This is a genomic window from Shewanella sp. SM69 (assembly GCF_025653985.1).
Classification (GTDB): Bacteria; Pseudomonadota; Gammaproteobacteria; order Enterobacterales; family Shewanellaceae; genus Shewanella; species Shewanella oncorhynchi.
In genome coordinates this window covers 20,130-36,413 of the sequence record NZ_JAKKRV010000013.1, presented here as the reverse complement: position 1 = coordinate 36,413, position 16,284 = coordinate 20,130, and the positions used below count along the sequence as shown (strand labels likewise).

Genomic DNA, 16,284 nt, shown 5'->3' with positions numbered 1-16,284 from the left:
GCATCTATGTTGCCACTTGCATCGCAAACTCAGGCGGATTTAGCCCATTTTCAGTTGGCACAAAGCTATCTGCAAAAAATCCTGTTGTCATCCGTGTATGACATAGCGAAAGTGACGCCGCTTTCCAGCATGAACAAGTTATCGGCGCGTTTGGGTTGTCAGGTATTTTTGAAGCGCGAAGATATGCAGCCAGTGCATTCCTTCAAGTTACGCGGTGCCTATAACCGTATCGCCCAGCTGACGAAAGAAGAATGTCAGCGCGGTGTGGTGTGTGCTTCGGCAGGCAATCATGCTCAGGGTGTGGCTATGTCGGCGGCGAGTCGCGGTGTGGATGCTGTGATTGTGATGCCTGAGACGACGCCCGATATTAAAGTCGATGCGGTGCGCCGTTTAGGTGGCAACGTGGTATTGCACGGCCAAGCCTTCGATCAAGCCAATGGCTTTGCGATGGCGATGGCTAAAGAAGAGGGCCGAGTCTATATCGCGCCCTTCGATGATGAAGCTGTGATCGCAGGCCAAGGCACTATCGCCCAAGAGATGTTGCAGCAGCAGCGTGATCTCGAAGTGGTATTTGTACCCGTGGGCGGCGGCGGTTTAATAGCGGGTATCGCAGCCTATTACAAGGCGGTAATGCCGCAGGTGAAAATTGTCGGCGTCGAGCCAGAAGACGCCGCCTGTTTAAAGGCAGCGATGGAAGCGGGCGAACCTGTGACACTGGCGCAAGTCGGTTTATTTGCCGACGGCGTGGCGGTTAAACGTATCGGCACTGAGCCGTTTCGAGTCGCGAAACTTTATGTCGATGAAGTAGTGACTGTCACTTCGGATGAAATCTGCGCTGCGGTAAAAGATATCTTCGAGGACACCCGTGCGATCGCCGAACCCGCAGGGGCTTTGTCCTTGGCTGGGCTTAAAAAATATGTCAGCACCAATGCCAGTGGTGATTGCGGCAATGGTGAAAAGGTCGCGGCGATTTTAAGTGGTGCCAATGTGAATTTCCACAGTCTGCGTTATGTGTCCGAACGTTGTGAGCTTGGTGAGCAAAAAGAAGCGGTACTGGCGGTGAAAGTCCCTGAACGTCCGGGAAGTTTCTTAACATTCTGTGAGTTACTCGATAAGCGGGTGATGACAGAGTTTAACTATCGTTTCAGCAGTCGCGATCTTGCCGTCGTGTTTGCCGGCATTCGCTTAAGCCGAGGCCAAGGTGAGCTAGAACAAATCATTGCCACCTTAGAGGCCAATGGTTTTGAAGTGCAGGATTTATCCGGGGATGAAACCGCGAAATTGCATGTGCGTTATATGGTCGGTGGTCATCCACCAGAGCCTTTAGAGGAGCGTTTATTTAGCTTTGAGTTTCCTGAACATCCCGGTGCGCTGCTGAAGTTTTTAACTACCTTGCAGAGTAAATGGAACATCAGTCTGTTCCATTATCGTAACCACGGCGCGGCCTTTGGCCGAGTGCTGGCTGGATTTGAAGTACCCGCGAGTGATGCTTTGCCGTTCCAACAGTTTTTAACTGAGTTGGGTTTTGTCTATCAAGAGGAAACTCAAAGTCCTGCCTATCAGCTGTTTTTAAATGCGGGTAACGGCAACAAGGCGTTACAACCTTAGCGCACCATGCGCGTGATAGTTATGTTAGTCATAACTAAGGCTAAAGGAGGAGCGCACAGGCGCTCCTTTTTGTGGTAGTTTTGTAGACTTAATACTCTAGCCGCCGATTAATACGTCACAGTTAAGTCGCTTACTTAATCCGCTGACGATTGGCTAACGAATAATAACTAGACTTCGACCTACACCTACACGCATTAAGGAGACATGATGTTACCAGCACCGCGTTTTACCGCTTTTAATCCTCCTCGCCGTATTTTGATGGGCCCTGGCCCGTCGGATGTTTATCCCGAAGTGCTTGCGGCGCAGTCCAGACCGACAATTGGCCACTTAGACCCGCTGTTTGTCGGCATGATGGATGAGCTTAAGAGCCTGATCCAATACGCCTTCCAAACTAAAAACGAAATGACTATGGCGGTCTCTGCGCCGGGTAGTGCGGGCATGGAAACCTGTTTCGTTAACTTAGTCGAGCCGGGTGAGAAGGTGATTGTCTGTCGTAACGGTGTGTTTGGTGAGCGTATGCGCCAAAACGTCGAGCGTATGGGCGCTATTGCCGTGCTGGTGGACAATGAGTGGGGCACACCTGTTGATCCTGCAGCGGTTGAAGCTGCGCTGAAAGCCAATCCCGATGCCAAGTTTTTAGCCTTTGTGCACGCCGAAACCTCAACTGGCGCACTGTCCGATGCTAAGACCTTGTGCGCATTAGCCAAAACCTATGGTTGCTTGAGCATAGTTGATGCGGTCACTTCCCTTGGCGGCGTCGAATTAAGGGTCGATGAATGGGGCATAGATGCCATTTATTCTGGCAGCCAAAAGTGTCTCTCCTGTGTACCGGGTTTATCGCCTGTGTCTTTCTCGCCTGCTGCCGTCGAAAAACTCAAGAATCGCAAGACCCCAGTGCAAAGTTGGTTCCTCGATCAAAGCTTAGTGATGGCCTATTGGACCAGCGCGGGCGGCAAGCGTAGTTACCATCACACTGCGCCCGTTAATGCACTTTATGCACTGCATGAATCCCTGCGTATGTTAGCGGCCGAAGGTTTAGAAAATGCGTGGCAACGCCATCATGACATGCACTTAGTGCTGCGTGCTGGGCTGGAAAAGTTAGGGCTAAATTTTGTGGTTGCCGAAGATTCGCGTCTGCCACAACTTAACGCAGTTTACATCCCCGCTGGAGTCGATGATGCTGCGGTGCGGACTCGTTTGCTGAAGGATTATAACCTCGAAATCGGCGCCGGCCTTGGTGCCCTTGCGGGTAAAGCATGGCGCATTGGCCTCATGGGTTTTGGTGCCCGTCGTGAAAATGTCGCCTTATGCCTCAAGGCATTAGAAGAGGTGTTGAACTAATATGCCAAGATTACGCCTTGCACTTTGCGGGCTAATGATCACTTTGCTCAGTGCCTGCTCGGTGAATAATACGAGCAATGTCTCCTGCGATTTTGTGCGCGGAACCAACAATAATCAAAGCATGCGCGATGCGAGCGGCCACGATACGGGCAGCGCCGATGAGCGGCAAAAAGATGTCGGTATCGGCTTCTTGAATGTCATCTTCGGCGGCATCAGTCGAGCACTTTCTTCCGATGATTCATCGGATGGAAAGTGTTTGTAACTTAGTTAGTTTTAGTGGTTTTGATTAAACGAAAATCCCCGCAATGCGGGGATTTTTTAATTTTGTTAATAAAGTCGCTTTTGGCAGCAGGTAATATTGATTTAGCACTGTCATTCCAGTGATTCGCCGACTTTAGTTTAAAAAATAAGTTGACCCTATCGGCCCTACGGCGGCATCTGCTATATATGGCTAGATTTATAACAAGACTAGAATGTCGCGAACACATGGATGTGAATGAGCGACCATGCCGCCAACGGTCACTTCCACGACAGTGCTTAATCCCGTTAAACCCTTGGTATGCCTGATAGTCTGTTATTTATAATTATGCATTCCGAGAATTTAACAATTGGTGGCTCGTTAAGCTTTTTTGACTTGCGAAGGAATATTATGGCTAGCAACAGAGTAAAACGATGTTTAAAATAAATTTAAGTTTGCGCTAATGCTTTCTTAGAGACATTAAACTTTTAACCTATTACAGGGTAGTAATTTTGAGTACAAATCTACAGCCATTTTTTATTGTGCAATCAGATCCTGATGGTAAGGGAATACCGTATTTTATGGATAAACATTGGACTCCTGAGCTACCTGACTATGAGTTTTATGACTCACCACCATGTGAGGTTGATTTTTTAAATGCTTATTCTCTTAAAGCAAAAACATATCAACTGAATGGTGATTATTTGGTTGATGAAAATTTAGTTTCTAATGAAATGTTATACTTGTGTGAGAAATTAAATGTTAAGTGTATTCGTATTCCTGTCGATATTAACTTGCATCGAGGATTTCGTCCGCAGAAAAAGTATTTTTTATTTTTTCCACTAAGTTATTTGTCTATCTTAGATAAGGATGAGTCCACTTATACTATCTCGATTGACTTAGATTCTGGAAAATTGAACACGCAAGAGGAACGTGGGTTAAAGAAGACATATTATGAGTCTATAGATAAATTTAAAATAAAGAATAATATACGTGAACATTTATTCTTTTGTAACGAGATAGCGGCTTCTGTATGTTCTATTCAGTTTAAAAATGAGTACGAAGCTCTTGGTTTAACAGGGGTGAGTTTTAAGGAGATAAATGATAATTATCAGTATTCTGCATGGAGCTGAGTGCATCATAAAATGAAAATATTGAAGCTAAGTACAAGGAGTGAATAATGGACTGGATTGAGTTAGAAGAAAAATGCTTTGAAATTACATACGATACAATCAAGATGTTATTGTTAGAAAATAAAGATGAGGCATTCTATGCGGTATCTCTTTACACTGACAGTAGTGCCATGTCAGCATCATTAAGTGCTAGCTCTGAGGGTAAGCTTAAAAGCATTCTCGTTGCTGAAGAAGATCAGAGCATAGAGTGTGAAAATTACTATAGATGGGCAGTATCTGAGTGGTTTTATGATGGATATAATGCGGGAGCCTTCTGCAAAATAAGTAAGATGCTTCGAGAGGACTCATCTCGAGAAATAAACTTTGCAAAGTTTAAAAATGAACTAATTAAGACATTATCAAATGTACTAATCAGAATAAAAAGAGAACTGCCTATTGAGCTAAATTCGACAGTGTGTTTTGTTTCAATTACTGACGACGATGAGTCTGAGGAAATAGAAAACTCTTCTGCAAAATTAATAAACGATGCCCCCCTTTTAATGGCATTTATTTTAAGATTTTACTAATTAACCGTACAGGTTTATCTATAAAAATAGAAAAATAATCTCTTTTTAAAAAAGATGAAAAAATATAGGAAAAACGCATCTTTTCTTCATGGAGATTATTCTAAATCTTGATTCAAAAGATATGACTGCTGAGATGGTCACCTCTGTCTGGACTTCGGTTTGGGTAGTTCAGGCTATCAGAATGTACGGCAGTTTATGGGATTAAGCACTGGCATCTAAGTGACCGTTGGCGGCATGGCCGCTCATTCACATCCATGTGATCGCGACATTCGTATGTCCATATACAGCAGATGCAGCCGTCGAGCCCTCAGGGATGACTTATTTTTAAACCAAAGTTGGCGCGTCACTGGAATGACAGTGCTTAATCACTTCTCACGTCACAGAGTCTAATTGTCATATCTTTTGACGCATTCTTAGTTGAGTCATGTTGAACAATCAGGAGACATAAATCAGACCACCCAAGATAAACTGCAACATAGTTAAAAAGACAGGATGATAGTGGCATAGTAGATACATGAATAGTGCTTGAAGCAAAACATAAATCGAATTATGTTATTGCTTTATATGGAGTATTACTCCACTGAATTTATCACTAAGGATTTTTTGATGATTAGAATATTGTGTTTAATTTATTTGATTTTAGTGTCATATAGTTCAATTGCATCATCACCTATAGTGGAGGAAATAGTGACTTCTGAATTGGCGAAGGAGTTAGGCTTTATTATAAAAATTGAACCTCAAGGTGATATCGGTCAGTCAATTGAAGTTGTTGGGCCTTTAGTTATTAATTCTGATTGCCGTCCTTTTAGAACTGGCAGTTTTTTTGCTGAAAAAAATGACAACCAGATTGCTGCATTTTTGACTACATTACCACTTTCCGATGAAGCTCCTAAAGTTTTAGGATTTACTCCGAATGATAGCTTTTATACCGTTAAGATGGTTATTGATTACACCTGTCCATCCCCTTACGAATCTGCAAGTCGAAGGTACGTGTTGCCAGTAAAGATAGAGTGAACAGGATAGGGGAAAAGACAGGGAAAGGTTAACTGTTTCATCCATGCTAATGAATTCACATTGATATGGAAGTGACCGTTGACGGCATGGATGCCGTCGTCGAGCCTATAGGGATATATTTACGGCGTGTCACTGGAGTAGCGATGTGAATTGAGTTGTGCAGTCATTTTAAGCTAGCTGGATTAAACGTTTTGATGCAAGAAGGAAGTCCTCGCTCCGCAGCCTCCGATTTTTGCTAATTGACATATAATGTCATCCCGCTATTATGGCAGCACCTCAGATTACACGAACAAGATCCTATAAATGAAAAAGTTATTTATTATGCTGGCGATGATTTTTGCGGTTAGCTTAGTTACTAGCCCAGTCGTTGAAGCGAAAAAATTCGGCGGTAGTAAATCTATCGGCAAAAGCCATCAAACGGCTCCGGCTCAACCAGCGGCGACCAACACACCGACTACGGCGCCAGCGGGAGCACCGGGTAAGAAAGGTATGATGGGCGGCATGTTAGGCGGTTTATTAGCAGGTGGCTTATTGGCTGCGCTGTTTATGGGCGGTGGTTTTGAAAATATTCAAATCATGGATATTTTGATTATCGGTTTGCTGGCATTCGTGCTATTCAAAATCGTCCGTACTGTGATGGCCTCAAAAGCGGGTGCGCAGCCAAGACCGGCCTATGCGGGTGCTGGCCAACCCAATCCGAATATGCAGCGTCAACAGACTGAACAAACAGGTTTTGCTACCAATGCAAACAGCGGCAGCAATGGTTTTGGCCAAGCGACAAGTGATGTGCCCTTTAATTTACCTGCGGGTTTTGATTTACCCGGCTTTTTGGAAGGCGCTCGCAGTCATTACAAAACTCTACAATTGGCTTGGAATGAAAACGATCTAAGCAAAATCCAAGAGTATGTTTCTATTGATCTTTACAATGAATTCAGCAACCAACGTCGCGAGTTAGCTGGCGATCAGCACACAGAAGTGATGTTTTTGGATGCAGAACTTGTCCGCGCCACGCACAATGCCAATCTTGCGGAAGTGAGTGTTAAATTTAGCGGGCGCTACCGCGATACCGTTGAAGGCGTAGAAGAGGACATTAAGGAAATCTGGCATTTAGAGCGTAACGTAACACAAGCCAATTCACCTTGGTTAATTGTGGGTATCGAACAGTAATCAGCTCAGTGTTTAAAGCAGCCTTAATCTCTTAAGGCTGCTGTTTACATCCCCTTTCGCTTCAATCCAGCCTTCCCTAACAGTTCAACGTCATCGATAGATTGAAAAAATCCGGCTGTCATCGCATTCACTATTGGCGGCAGCAAGACTTTGCTGATTATTTTAAAGTAGTTAATTAGTGCATCAATTGCTAAATAAAAAATCCCCGCACTTAGCGGGGATTTTGTTATTCGCTCAAAGGGTTACACAAATTGTCTGATGGCTATGGCGATAATCAGCACTGGGCAAACATACTTTACATATCTTGGCCAAATGCGCCAGAAAAGCCCTGTGCTATCGACACCTTCTTGCCCACGAATTGCCTTGAGCAGTTGGGTTTGGCGCCAAATCCAACCTAAGTAAACCGCAATACCGAGGGCGACCAGCGGCTGGGCGATTTGGGTGGTCAGCATTATAGTGAAACTAAATAGCGTCTCAAAAAATACCGCCAGCAATAGGGATAATGAGGTCAACAATAGGCCGATGATCAAGGTGGCGCGTTGACGGCTGAGTCCGAACTTTTGTATCACATAACTCGTCGGCACTTCGGCGATAGAAATGGCCGAGGTTAAACCCGCGATGATCAGCAGAACAAAGAAAATCACGCTGATGATAAGGTTAGCCGTATCGCCTAAGGTGGAAAATAACGCGGGTAAGACAGTAAACACCAATGCATCCGAATCGAGTAATTTGCCCTCAGCGTTAAAAATCTGCACGCCATTGTGCTGGGCGACATACATGGCTGGGATGATTAAAAAGGCGGCGAGAAAGGCGATGCCGCTGTCGGTAAAGGCAACCCAGACGGTCAGTTTGGCGATATTCTCTTTTTGGCTCAGATAACTGCCGTACACCATCATGGCACCTGTGCCTATGGTGAGGGAGAAGAAGGTTTGTCCGAGCGCGCTGATCAAGGTATCTGGCGCCAGCGCCTTGGTAAAGTTAGGCGTTAGTAGCGCGCTTATCCCTTCGCTCGCACCATTTAGGGTGAAGATATACGCCACGCCCGCGATCAGCATGATCAGTAATAACGGCATTAAGCGTTTCGACCATTTTTCTATGCCTTCTTGCACGCCTTGCAGTAATACCAGAAAAACCAGCGTGCTGAAGATCAGTGTAAACACCAGATTACGTGACAGCGAAAAATCCACTAGCCAAGCGGCGGTATCATTCGAGCCAAAGGCTGTGGCAATTGGCGCGATGGCAAAGCTGACAAACCAGCCGGAGAGAATACTGTAGAAGGTATAAATCAATCCCGCTGTCACTATGGAAAGCAAACCTATGGTCTTGCCTAAACCGCGGGTGAGCGAGTTGAAGCCGAGTTTGCCCATGGCATCGGCGGGGTTGGTTTGCCCGTGGCGACCTATCATAAGTTCGGCCATCAGCATGGGAATGCCTAGGATGAAAATCAGCACTAGGTACACCAGTAGAAAGGCGCCGCCACCATGGGTGGCTGCTTGGGTGGGGAATCCCCAAATATTGCCGACGCCAACGGCGCTACCGGCTGCCGCCATGATAAAACCTAAGCGTGAGCTGAAGTGGTTAGTTGAACTTGTATTGGCCGATTGCATTGTGCCTCCCGTAAAAAGAAGGCGTATCTTAGGCGGATAAATTAGGATTTCAACGCAATTTTAGTGCGTTAATTTGGTGTTAATCTGCAATAATTTATCGGTTTTTGGCTATAAGTTGATGTTGTGTGCCGTCTATCTGTTTTGTGCGAGATTTTATTGCTATCAGGTGCGACTGATGGTTGAGATTTGGCGAATCATTGCGATGATAAAAATTCATTGAATTGTGATCTTATGGTCAAAAAATACCGTATGGCAGATGTCTAACCGCTATTTTGTGCTATGAATGTTACTTGTGCATCTGTCTTGTTTGCGGTGTTTGCTGTGACTGTCGGGTGTTGGCTTATGCTTGAATGTTGACGTGCCCTAAGGGAATGGCCGTGTGGTCCTTAACCTTTTTGAGGACAAAGCTGGAATGCACCCCTGCGATATGCACGTTGGTCGTGAGTTTATCTAACAGGAAAGTGCGAAAGTGCGCCATATCTTGTACTAGCACTTTAAGTTGGTAGTCGGCCTCTGAGCCCGTGATCAGCGCGCATTCTTGGACTTCTTCGTAGGCGAGTGCATTGGTTTCAAATTGATTGAGAATCGCCGGCGTATGTTTCTCCATTCGAACATGGATATACGCGGTCAAATGCAGGTTGAACTTATCCGCCGACAGACGCGTTGCATAATCGGCAATATAACCCGCTTCTTCTAAGGCTTTAACACGGCGCGAGCAAGGAGATGGCGATAGTCCGACTTTATTGGCCAGTTCGAGATTCGATAATCTGCCGTGGGTTTGCAGTAAGCGCAGAATTGTTAAATCGAGTTGATCGAGTTTGTAGGGGTGAGTGTCTGTCATCGAAAGCTTAGGGTTAACTGAGTCAGCCTCTAGTTTGCCAGTCTTAGCCGACTTTGCCAAAAATCTTGATCAAATGAGACATTTTAAGGTTGTGACAGTGATAACGGATAGAGATTTTGGGAGTCGCGCTGTTTGGAACTCCCGTTATTTACCGCTATTGTTATGATACTAATAAGAGTGAGACACTGTATGCGCTTGAGTTTGTTGCTAATCTGCTTATTCATATTACCGACTTATGCATTTTCTGCATCGTTAACCATTGGTAGCGCTCTAAATCGACCGCCTTATATTATCGAAGATGCTGAATCAGGGCTTGAGATCGATATTATTAAGGCCGCGTTTAAGGAAATGGGGCAGCCAGTCAACTTCAAATTCTACTCTCGTAAACGCCAAGTTTTATATTTCAATAAAGATAGATTAGATGCTGTAATGACGATGAACCCTGCAAATGGCGTTGATGGTTATTGGTCCAATGATTATGTTGAATATACCAATGTAGCGATCAGTTTGGCCGAACAACGCCTGGAAATAACACGTATTGCGGATCTTAAAAAGTACAGTGTCGCCGCTTTTGAAAATGCTCGCTTCTTACTTGGCCCTGAGTTTAATGCCGTAGCGCAACAGACTATTTATCGTGAAGTCGATAGCCAATTAAGCCAGAACCGTATGTTGTACTTAGGTCGCATTAATACTGTGATTGCCGATCGTTATATATTCGCTCAACTGAATAAGTTCGTTGAGGATGATGTTGATACCCAGCAAGCATTAAGCTACCACTTTATTTTCCCCCCAACATCCTATCGAATGGTGTTCCACAACTCAGTGGCGCGGGATACTTTCAATCAAGGGCTCGCTAGAATTAAGGCCAATGGGATTTATCAGGCCCTAGTGGCAAAATACTTAGGCAGTGCTTAGCAATGCCTAAGTATTTAACTTCATAGTGTTTGAAGCTGTCGTATTTGAGTCGACAGCCAAATCGAGACGCTGAATTAACAGCGTTAGTGCTCAGATCCTTTAGCAAACGCATGGGAGAGTGGACGCAACTTACTGACAAAGAACACGCTACATCCGCTGATGATGGCGGCTAAAAAGGTTGAAAACAGTACATCCTGCGGCCAATGCATGCCAAGCAGCATACGGCTTAATCCCATCAAAAATCCCCAGATCCATAACGCCATGACTAAGCTAGGTAATCCAGCGAGTAGCAAATAGTAGCTGGCGGTAAGCACTAGCGTCACAGCAAAAATGGTATGTCCCGAAGGAAAAGAATAGCCGATTTCATCTTCCCAATGCTGATGGATCCGTGAGTCGAGTTTCAAGGCAGGTTCTGCAGCGATCAAGCCATCGAGTGCATTGGCAATTGTCTTTGAACGTGACTGTTTATCCAATTGATAAAAGGCATCGAGTGAAAGCGGTTCATGCTTAGGCAGTGCTTGTTCTGCTAGAAAAACGAGATTAGGTCTGGGTTCTTTAAAATAGGATTTGAGGGTGTGGCTTAAGCCTAAACTGATAACTTGGCTGAGGCTGATGGCAAAAAATAAACTTATAAAGAGTGGTTTAGGCATATGACGATAGGCGATCGCCAATACAAACAAGACTGTTGCGACGCCATAGGGCGCAGTGCCAGTCATGGTAATCCAATATAAGGTTTTGGCTAAGGTAGAGTGCAGATCGATCAGTGGAAACAGCTGATTCTGTGTCAGTAATAGTAAGCCCGGAATGGTTGCCAACAGTATCCAAGCTAAACCTAAACGGCGTAAAAGATAGACGCTATGGGTCAAAATATAAGCCTCTTCATAAAACGCCATAGGCTACAACGCGGCAATGGTTTTGCCAATAAAAAAATCCCGACAGCAAAAGATGGCGCTGTCGGGGGGTCTTCAAGGGTGGAGCGGTAGGGCGCTATTGCGCCGTGTTCTTAGGGTGATGCCTAGTCACGAACATCAAAATCAACAGTACGACTAACAGTAAACCTGAACCCATCAATAGGGCGTAATCTTCCAGTTGCAGTATCGAGTACAGCACGGCATATAAACTCACCAGCATAATGCCTACTAATGCACCGCGCTTAATACTTGCTGTGGCACTCCCTACGTAAGCCGATACCGACAGCACGGGAATACAGGCGGCAATTAAATAGGCATGCAAGAAGGCTAGATGCTCAGATAGCGAGAGTAGTAGCAAATAGAACAAGGCCATGGCGCTGCCGACTAACACATATTGAATCGTGCTAAGGCTGGTTTTTTGTCCAATTTCGAAGATAAACAACATGATAAAAGTCAGCACGATAAACAGTAGGCCGTATTTTACCGAGCGATCAATCTTGCCGTAGTGAGTCACTGGTTCGAATAAAATCGCATTAGCCGACACTTCAGTCAGAGTCGATTGATTACTCTTAATAAACTCTTGTGGATAGTTACGGGTTAAGTGGCTGATATTCCAACTTGCAGTAAAGCCTTGCGCGTTGATATCCCGTTCTGCGGGTAATAATCCCTTAAAGCTTGGATGCGGCCAGTCGGCGCGAATATTGATTAGCGTTTGCTCGCCTAGTGGCAATGCGCTGATAGACTGAGAGCCGCGTAGTGTCATGGCAAAATCCACACTAAAATCACTCGCTTCGCTGACTTGGATCTTTTGATTAAAGCCTTTTTCTAAACCGCCAGTGGTTAATCCCGTGCCCGACATCAGTGATCCAGAGAGTAATGTCGATTCACCGGTGATTTCAATTTTTTCTACTTTATCAATTGCTTGATTCGATGACACCCCAAAGACTAACCGGGCATTTTTGTTATCGAAGGCGATAAGGTTAGGAATATCATAACGGTTAAGGCTGAAGTCGGCCTGACCTTGTAGAGCTGCGTTATACACCAGCGATTGATAAATGCCACGGGTGCGAAAATCATGTTTTAGGTCTAAGTCGAGGGTGAGCTTTTTCGGTAGGATCACTAGCTCATCTTGATAGGTACGCTTCACTTCATGGCGAGTTTTACCGTCGTTACTGACTTCTTCTTGTAACACAAAATAGCTGTAAGGGATCACCAGCGCAGGACCTGAGAGGGTTTGCTGCTCACCCCATGAACGGCCGATTTCATCGACAACGCTGTGGTAAAGGGTTTGGCGATCAGAAGTCATATCCATAATGATCCCCAGCGGGATCAACGCGAGGATTGAGAGTATGCCAATGGTTAAGGCTTTTAATAAGGTGGTGTTTTTTAATGCCGTTCCCTTTGCGGTGGCTGCTGCCCACGGTTCTTGTGCTGACATATCGATTCCTTGACTTCGATTAAATTTTTTGAGGAGTGCGCGCACCACTAAATAGGCTGCGCTACCAAATAAGGCCAAACTAAGTAGGGTGAGTACCCAGAAAATAATGCTGAACATTGAATTTCATTCCCTATGAAATACGACCGAGACTTATCCGCTAAGATTGTGCAGAGTTAACTCGGTATCACGGCGGGTATTAAAACAGATTTTCTTACAAAAGTTGCGGGCAAGTTGCTGATCAATAGTGGCAACATTATGGCGATTGCCGCTAAACCCATACTCATTATGCAAGTTTATGAATCTGATAGTGGGATGTCTTTGCCAAATTTGGGGTGTTTTTTCTCGTAGTCATTTTCTTTTTTAATATGCTTGAGCAGTGCTTCGAAGCTTTGCTTAAAGACGTCAAGTTCTGCGGAATAGACTACGGCATGGTGGGAAAACCAGTGGTGTTTTTCTCGATCACGGTTACTGTAATCGGGCCAAATACGCAGCTCATACTCATCACCCATGACGACAATGACATAGGCAATGGCGCCATTGCTAAAGATGATACATTGGGGCAGGTACACCAGCTCTTCGCCTTTAAATAACTCATACTCTATCGCTTCGGTGCGCCAACTCACTATCGGTAGCGGCGCCTCGATAGAGCAACCAATCGACTGATGCTGATTAAACAGTACGGCGTTAATGTCATCCATTAAAAAGGGCCGGTGATCGCCATTTTTAGCAGCAAGTGAATACAAGATATTCATCAAAAATGGCAGCTTAGTGCCATTACCCGTTTTGCGGCCGCAGAGTTGTGCTTGGCGATAGTAGATATTCATCATCAATCCTTAATGAAGAGCCTATGCCAGATAGGCTCTATTTCGAGTCGTGAAACTAACGGGCAGGTAAACCGATAGCCGTTAAGGTATAAATGGCTTATGTTATCCGAAGATACAGCCTAGTGAGTAGACTTGTGCGTACATTTCACAAACCTACTCATTGAATAGTGTACTAAATACTTTTATTTTCAGTTTGTTATGTTTTTTCTCTGGTTTGGTATTTGCTTGTCGTTGAATTTGGAGAATCGATGTCTAATCCCTTTTCACCCCGCGAGTGGCTGCAATTAAATATGCAGCAGCAAGGATTATTACAACCACATACCTCAGTCGCTGAGGCAATTTCACGTCTCAGTTATGTACAAATTGACTCTATCAACGTGGTTGAGCGAGCGCATCATCATGTGCTGCATAGTCGTATGCCCGAATACCAGCCAAAGATGCTTGATATGGCTTTAGCCAAAGGAGAGATCTTCGAATATTGGTCCCATGCGGCAGCTTATTTACCGATTGCCGATTACCGTTTTAGTTTGCAGCGTAAACAGCAGCTGCAAAATGGCGGTAAGCATTGGTTTGAGCCCGACGATAAAATAATGCAGGAAGTGCGGGCGCGAATCCTTGCAGAAGGGCCACTCAAGGCCAGTGATTTTGAACACAGTGAAGCTAAAAACGGTACCTGGTGGGATTGGAAACCCGCGAAAAAAGCCCTAGAGCAGCTGTTTATGCGTGGTGAGTTGATGGTGGTGCGGCGGGAGAGATTTCAAAAGGTTTATGATCTTACCGCGCGAGTGTTGCCACAAGATGTAAATGCCAAAGCACCAACAGATAGTGAGTTTACGCGCTATTTGATTGATCGTTATCTCGATGCCCACGCCTTCGGTACTGCGGCGCAAATGGCTTATTTACGCAAAGGTATGAAATCAGCAGTAGCCCAAGAGTTGGCAGAGTTGTTAGCTCACGGGTTATTAGCGTGTTTTAAGACGGCGGGCCAAAGCTACTTTTATCGCCCTTCATTACAGCTAAATGCACCATTACCTAATAAAGTGTGGCTGCTTAATCCCTTCGATAATTTATTGATCCAACGGCAAAGATTAAAGCAATGGTTTGATTTTGATTATCAAATTGAAGTCTATGTCCCAGCCGAAAAGCGTCAGTATGGTTATTATTCTTTAGCAATTCTGTGGCGCGACACTTTTGTTGGCCGCGTGGATGTTAAAGCCGATCGCCAAGCTAACCTATTGCTATTACAGCAATTAACCTTAGAAGAGGGCGTGATGGTGAATGGCTTAGATGAGGATTTCTGTGCGGCCTTTGATATCGCAGTCAGTGAATATGCTCGTTTCAATGGCTGTGACCGCTGGAAGTTAGTCAAAGCTAACCATAAAGGCCTTAAGCAAAAGTATGCTCGCCAACAAAAGCTTTAATTATTTGTCTCTTTAGTTGGAGCATCCATAAAGCGAAAGCAGCCATACAGTAAGATTAGATACAGCAGTGGCAACGCAGCAATGACTAAAGATGAAGAAGTCGCAGTGCTATCGCTCGTAATGCGATAACAGAGGATATACACGGCGGGATAAACTAGGCTTCCCCATAGAAAACACTGATTCATCAATCGATAGATAAAAGCGGGTTTAATGCTTGATTGACTGGCCAGTCCCATCAAACTGGCGAGAAGCACACCGGGATAAGTGAGTAGCGGCACGCCACCAAGCAACCATAATGCCCAAAGAAGATAGTCCTGATAGTGTGTGCTGATTGTGACATCCATTGTAGCTTCATTCCTTGATTGTTCGACGCTAAAGCATTAAGTCTGTTTATGCTCAGGTTGCAGCGGTGGCTTTACTGCCTGCCCTTGCTGCATCTTAAGCCAAAAGCTTTGCTGACATAGATTGCTAAAGGATTTTTGCTGCGGTGAAATCGCAATATGAGCTGTTACAACCCGATAGCTGAGCCAATAATCTTCACAAACCATGTCTGACTCATAAGCTTGTTTATCTTGCTCGCTTAGCTTGCTAATCACAACCCCGTTATCGAAGTGATAAAGCGTTATTGACTCACAAATCTCCACATTATCATCGTGATAGGTTTGCTGCTCGTTTGATTGGCTTACCACGTAGACAGGGCTTGGATAGCCTTCAATAGCAAGGATATAGCTGGCGAGTTGTTGCATTATTTCCCCAAGTGACTCAATGCTTGAAGTGTTAAAAACAAAAAAGCACAGCTGCGCTATCGCTAACTGTGCTCTTTCAAACATGCATGATAAGTTAGCCCGCCGCGTTGAGCTTTTTTTCTAACTCATTGACTTGAGCTTGTAGGGCTTCTAATTTTTCGCGGGTTTTCAGTAGTACATGTTGCTGCACATCAAATTCTTCACGGGAAACCATATCCAACTTGAGCAATTGATTTTGCAGTACTTGCTTACTGCGCTCTTCAAATTCACCGGCAAATTGCTTTAGACCGCTGGGCAAACTTTCGCTCAATTGCTTCGCCATTTCTTCGATTTTCTTTGGATTGATCATAATCTTGTCCGCCTCTTTACTGAATAGCTCGATTGTAACTCAGTACGTTAGCTTTCAAAAGTAAAGCAGACGCGTGAACACTTTAGTTGGCTGTTGTTGGGGTTTATATCACGGAGAAGCTTATCTACAGAGTTGAGTTCAGCTCAACCTAAGCGGGGATTTGTT

Annotated in this window: 17 protein-coding genes; 9 read left to right on the top strand and 8 right to left on the bottom strand. The window is 44.8% G+C overall.

The window, feature by feature from the left end; all coding sequences use genetic code 11:
* Nucleotides 1–6 precede the first annotated feature (6 nt).
* From ilvA to L5M37_RS16665, 7 genes are all read left to right on the top strand, one after another.
* Entirely contained in the window at nucleotides 7–1,608 is a 1,602-nt protein-coding gene (gene ilvA / locus L5M37_RS16695) for a threonine ammonia-lyase, biosynthetic (protein ID WP_263201359.1), read from the top strand.
* 207 nt (nucleotides 1,609–1,815) lie between these two features.
* The gene (locus L5M37_RS16690; protein WP_263201358.1) at nucleotides 1,816–2,949 is read left to right on the top strand and encodes a pyridoxal-phosphate-dependent aminotransferase family protein; all 1,134 of its coding nucleotides are present in this window, start codon (nucleotides 1,816–1,818) and stop codon (nucleotides 2,947–2,949) included.
* Nucleotide 2,950: 1 nt separating this feature from the next.
* Complete coding sequence (locus L5M37_RS16685) at nucleotides 2,951–3,211, top strand: hypothetical protein (protein WP_263201286.1); 261 nt, start codon at nucleotides 2,951–2,953, stop codon at nucleotides 3,209–3,211.
* A 488-nt stretch (nucleotides 3,212–3,699) separates the two neighbouring features.
* Nucleotides 3,700–4,320, top strand: coding sequence for an imm11 family protein (locus L5M37_RS16680; RefSeq protein ID WP_263201285.1), 621 nt, complete (start codon nucleotides 3,700–3,702; stop codon nucleotides 4,318–4,320).
* Between the two features lie 47 nt (nucleotides 4,321–4,367).
* Entirely contained in the window at nucleotides 4,368–4,886 is a 519-nt protein-coding gene (locus tag L5M37_RS16675; protein WP_263201284.1) for a DUF4303 domain-containing protein, read from the top strand.
* A gap of 687 nt (nucleotides 4,887–5,573) precedes the next feature.
* Nucleotides 5,574–5,900: a hypothetical protein gene (locus L5M37_RS16670; RefSeq protein WP_147250511.1), complete on the top strand. Its 327-nt coding sequence runs from the start codon at nucleotides 5,574–5,576 to the stop codon at nucleotides 5,898–5,900.
* A 303-nt stretch (nucleotides 5,901–6,203) separates the two neighbouring features.
* Nucleotides 6,204–7,067, top strand: a complete 864-nt coding sequence (locus L5M37_RS16665) for a Tim44 domain-containing protein (protein WP_263201282.1) — start codon at nucleotides 6,204–6,206, stop codon at nucleotides 7,065–7,067.
* 242 nt (nucleotides 7,068–7,309) lie between these two features.
* Here the strand turns inward: L5M37_RS16665 and L5M37_RS16660 are convergent, their stop codons facing one another.
* Together L5M37_RS16660 and L5M37_RS16655 are read right to left on the bottom strand one after the other, a co-directional pair.
* The gene (locus tag L5M37_RS16660) at nucleotides 7,310–8,674 is read right to left on the bottom strand and encodes a sodium-dependent transporter (protein WP_113940865.1); all 1,365 of its coding nucleotides are present in this window, start codon (nucleotides 8,672–8,674) and stop codon (nucleotides 7,310–7,312) included.
* A 340-nt stretch (nucleotides 8,675–9,014) separates the two neighbouring features.
* Entirely contained in the window at nucleotides 9,015–9,515 is a 501-nt protein-coding gene (locus L5M37_RS16655) for an Lrp/AsnC family transcriptional regulator (protein WP_105253008.1), read from the bottom strand.
* Between the two features lie 189 nt (nucleotides 9,516–9,704).
* Between L5M37_RS16655 and L5M37_RS16650 the strand changes: the two genes are divergently transcribed.
* Nucleotides 9,705–10,430, top strand: a complete 726-nt coding sequence (locus tag L5M37_RS16650) for a substrate-binding periplasmic protein (RefSeq protein ID WP_198573143.1) — start codon at nucleotides 9,705–9,707, stop codon at nucleotides 10,428–10,430.
* Between the two features lie 83 nt (nucleotides 10,431–10,513).
* On the opposite strand, the gene L5M37_RS16645 is transcribed toward L5M37_RS16650, so the two are convergent.
* The 3 genes from L5M37_RS16645 to L5M37_RS16635 form a co-directional block, all read right to left on the bottom strand.
* On the bottom strand, nucleotides 10,514–11,323 hold the full coding sequence (locus L5M37_RS16645) for a phosphatase PAP2 family protein (RefSeq protein ID WP_219251761.1): 810 nt from the start codon (nucleotides 11,321–11,323) through the stop codon (nucleotides 10,514–10,516).
* Nucleotides 11,324–11,417: 94 nt separating this feature from the next.
* Nucleotides 11,418–12,896, bottom strand: a complete 1,479-nt coding sequence (gene creD / locus L5M37_RS16640; RefSeq protein ID WP_168825956.1) for a cell envelope integrity protein CreD — start codon at nucleotides 12,894–12,896, stop codon at nucleotides 11,418–11,420.
* Nucleotides 12,897–13,072: 176 nt separating this feature from the next.
* Nucleotides 13,073–13,603 (bottom strand): hypothetical protein, encoded by a 531-nt coding sequence (locus L5M37_RS16635; protein ID WP_263207573.1) that lies wholly within the window; start codon nucleotides 13,601–13,603, stop codon nucleotides 13,073–13,075.
* Between the two features lie 248 nt (nucleotides 13,604–13,851).
* Between L5M37_RS16635 and L5M37_RS16630 the strand changes: the two genes are divergently transcribed.
* Nucleotides 13,852–15,024, top strand: coding sequence for a winged helix-turn-helix domain-containing protein (locus L5M37_RS16630; protein WP_263201277.1), 1,173 nt, complete (start codon nucleotides 13,852–13,854; stop codon nucleotides 15,022–15,024).
* Here L5M37_RS16630 and L5M37_RS16625 read toward each other — a convergent pair.
* The 3 genes from L5M37_RS16625 to ubiK form a co-directional block, all read right to left on the bottom strand.
* Nucleotides 15,021–15,368 carry a hypothetical protein gene (locus tag L5M37_RS16625; RefSeq protein WP_263201275.1) on the bottom strand — a complete coding sequence of 116 codons (348 nt, stop codon included), beginning with the start codon at nucleotides 15,366–15,368 and terminating at the stop codon, nucleotides 15,021–15,023. The genes L5M37_RS16630 and L5M37_RS16625 overlap by 4 nt on opposite strands.
* Before the next feature lie 36 nt (nucleotides 15,369–15,404).
* Complete coding sequence (locus tag L5M37_RS16620; RefSeq protein WP_263201274.1) at nucleotides 15,405–15,770, bottom strand: hypothetical protein; 366 nt, start codon at nucleotides 15,768–15,770, stop codon at nucleotides 15,405–15,407.
* A 94-nt stretch (nucleotides 15,771–15,864) separates the two neighbouring features.
* Entirely contained in the window at nucleotides 15,865–16,119 is a 255-nt protein-coding gene (ubiK, locus tag L5M37_RS16615) for a ubiquinone biosynthesis accessory factor UbiK (protein WP_006083441.1), read from the bottom strand.
* Nucleotides 16,120–16,284: the final 165 nt, after the last annotated feature.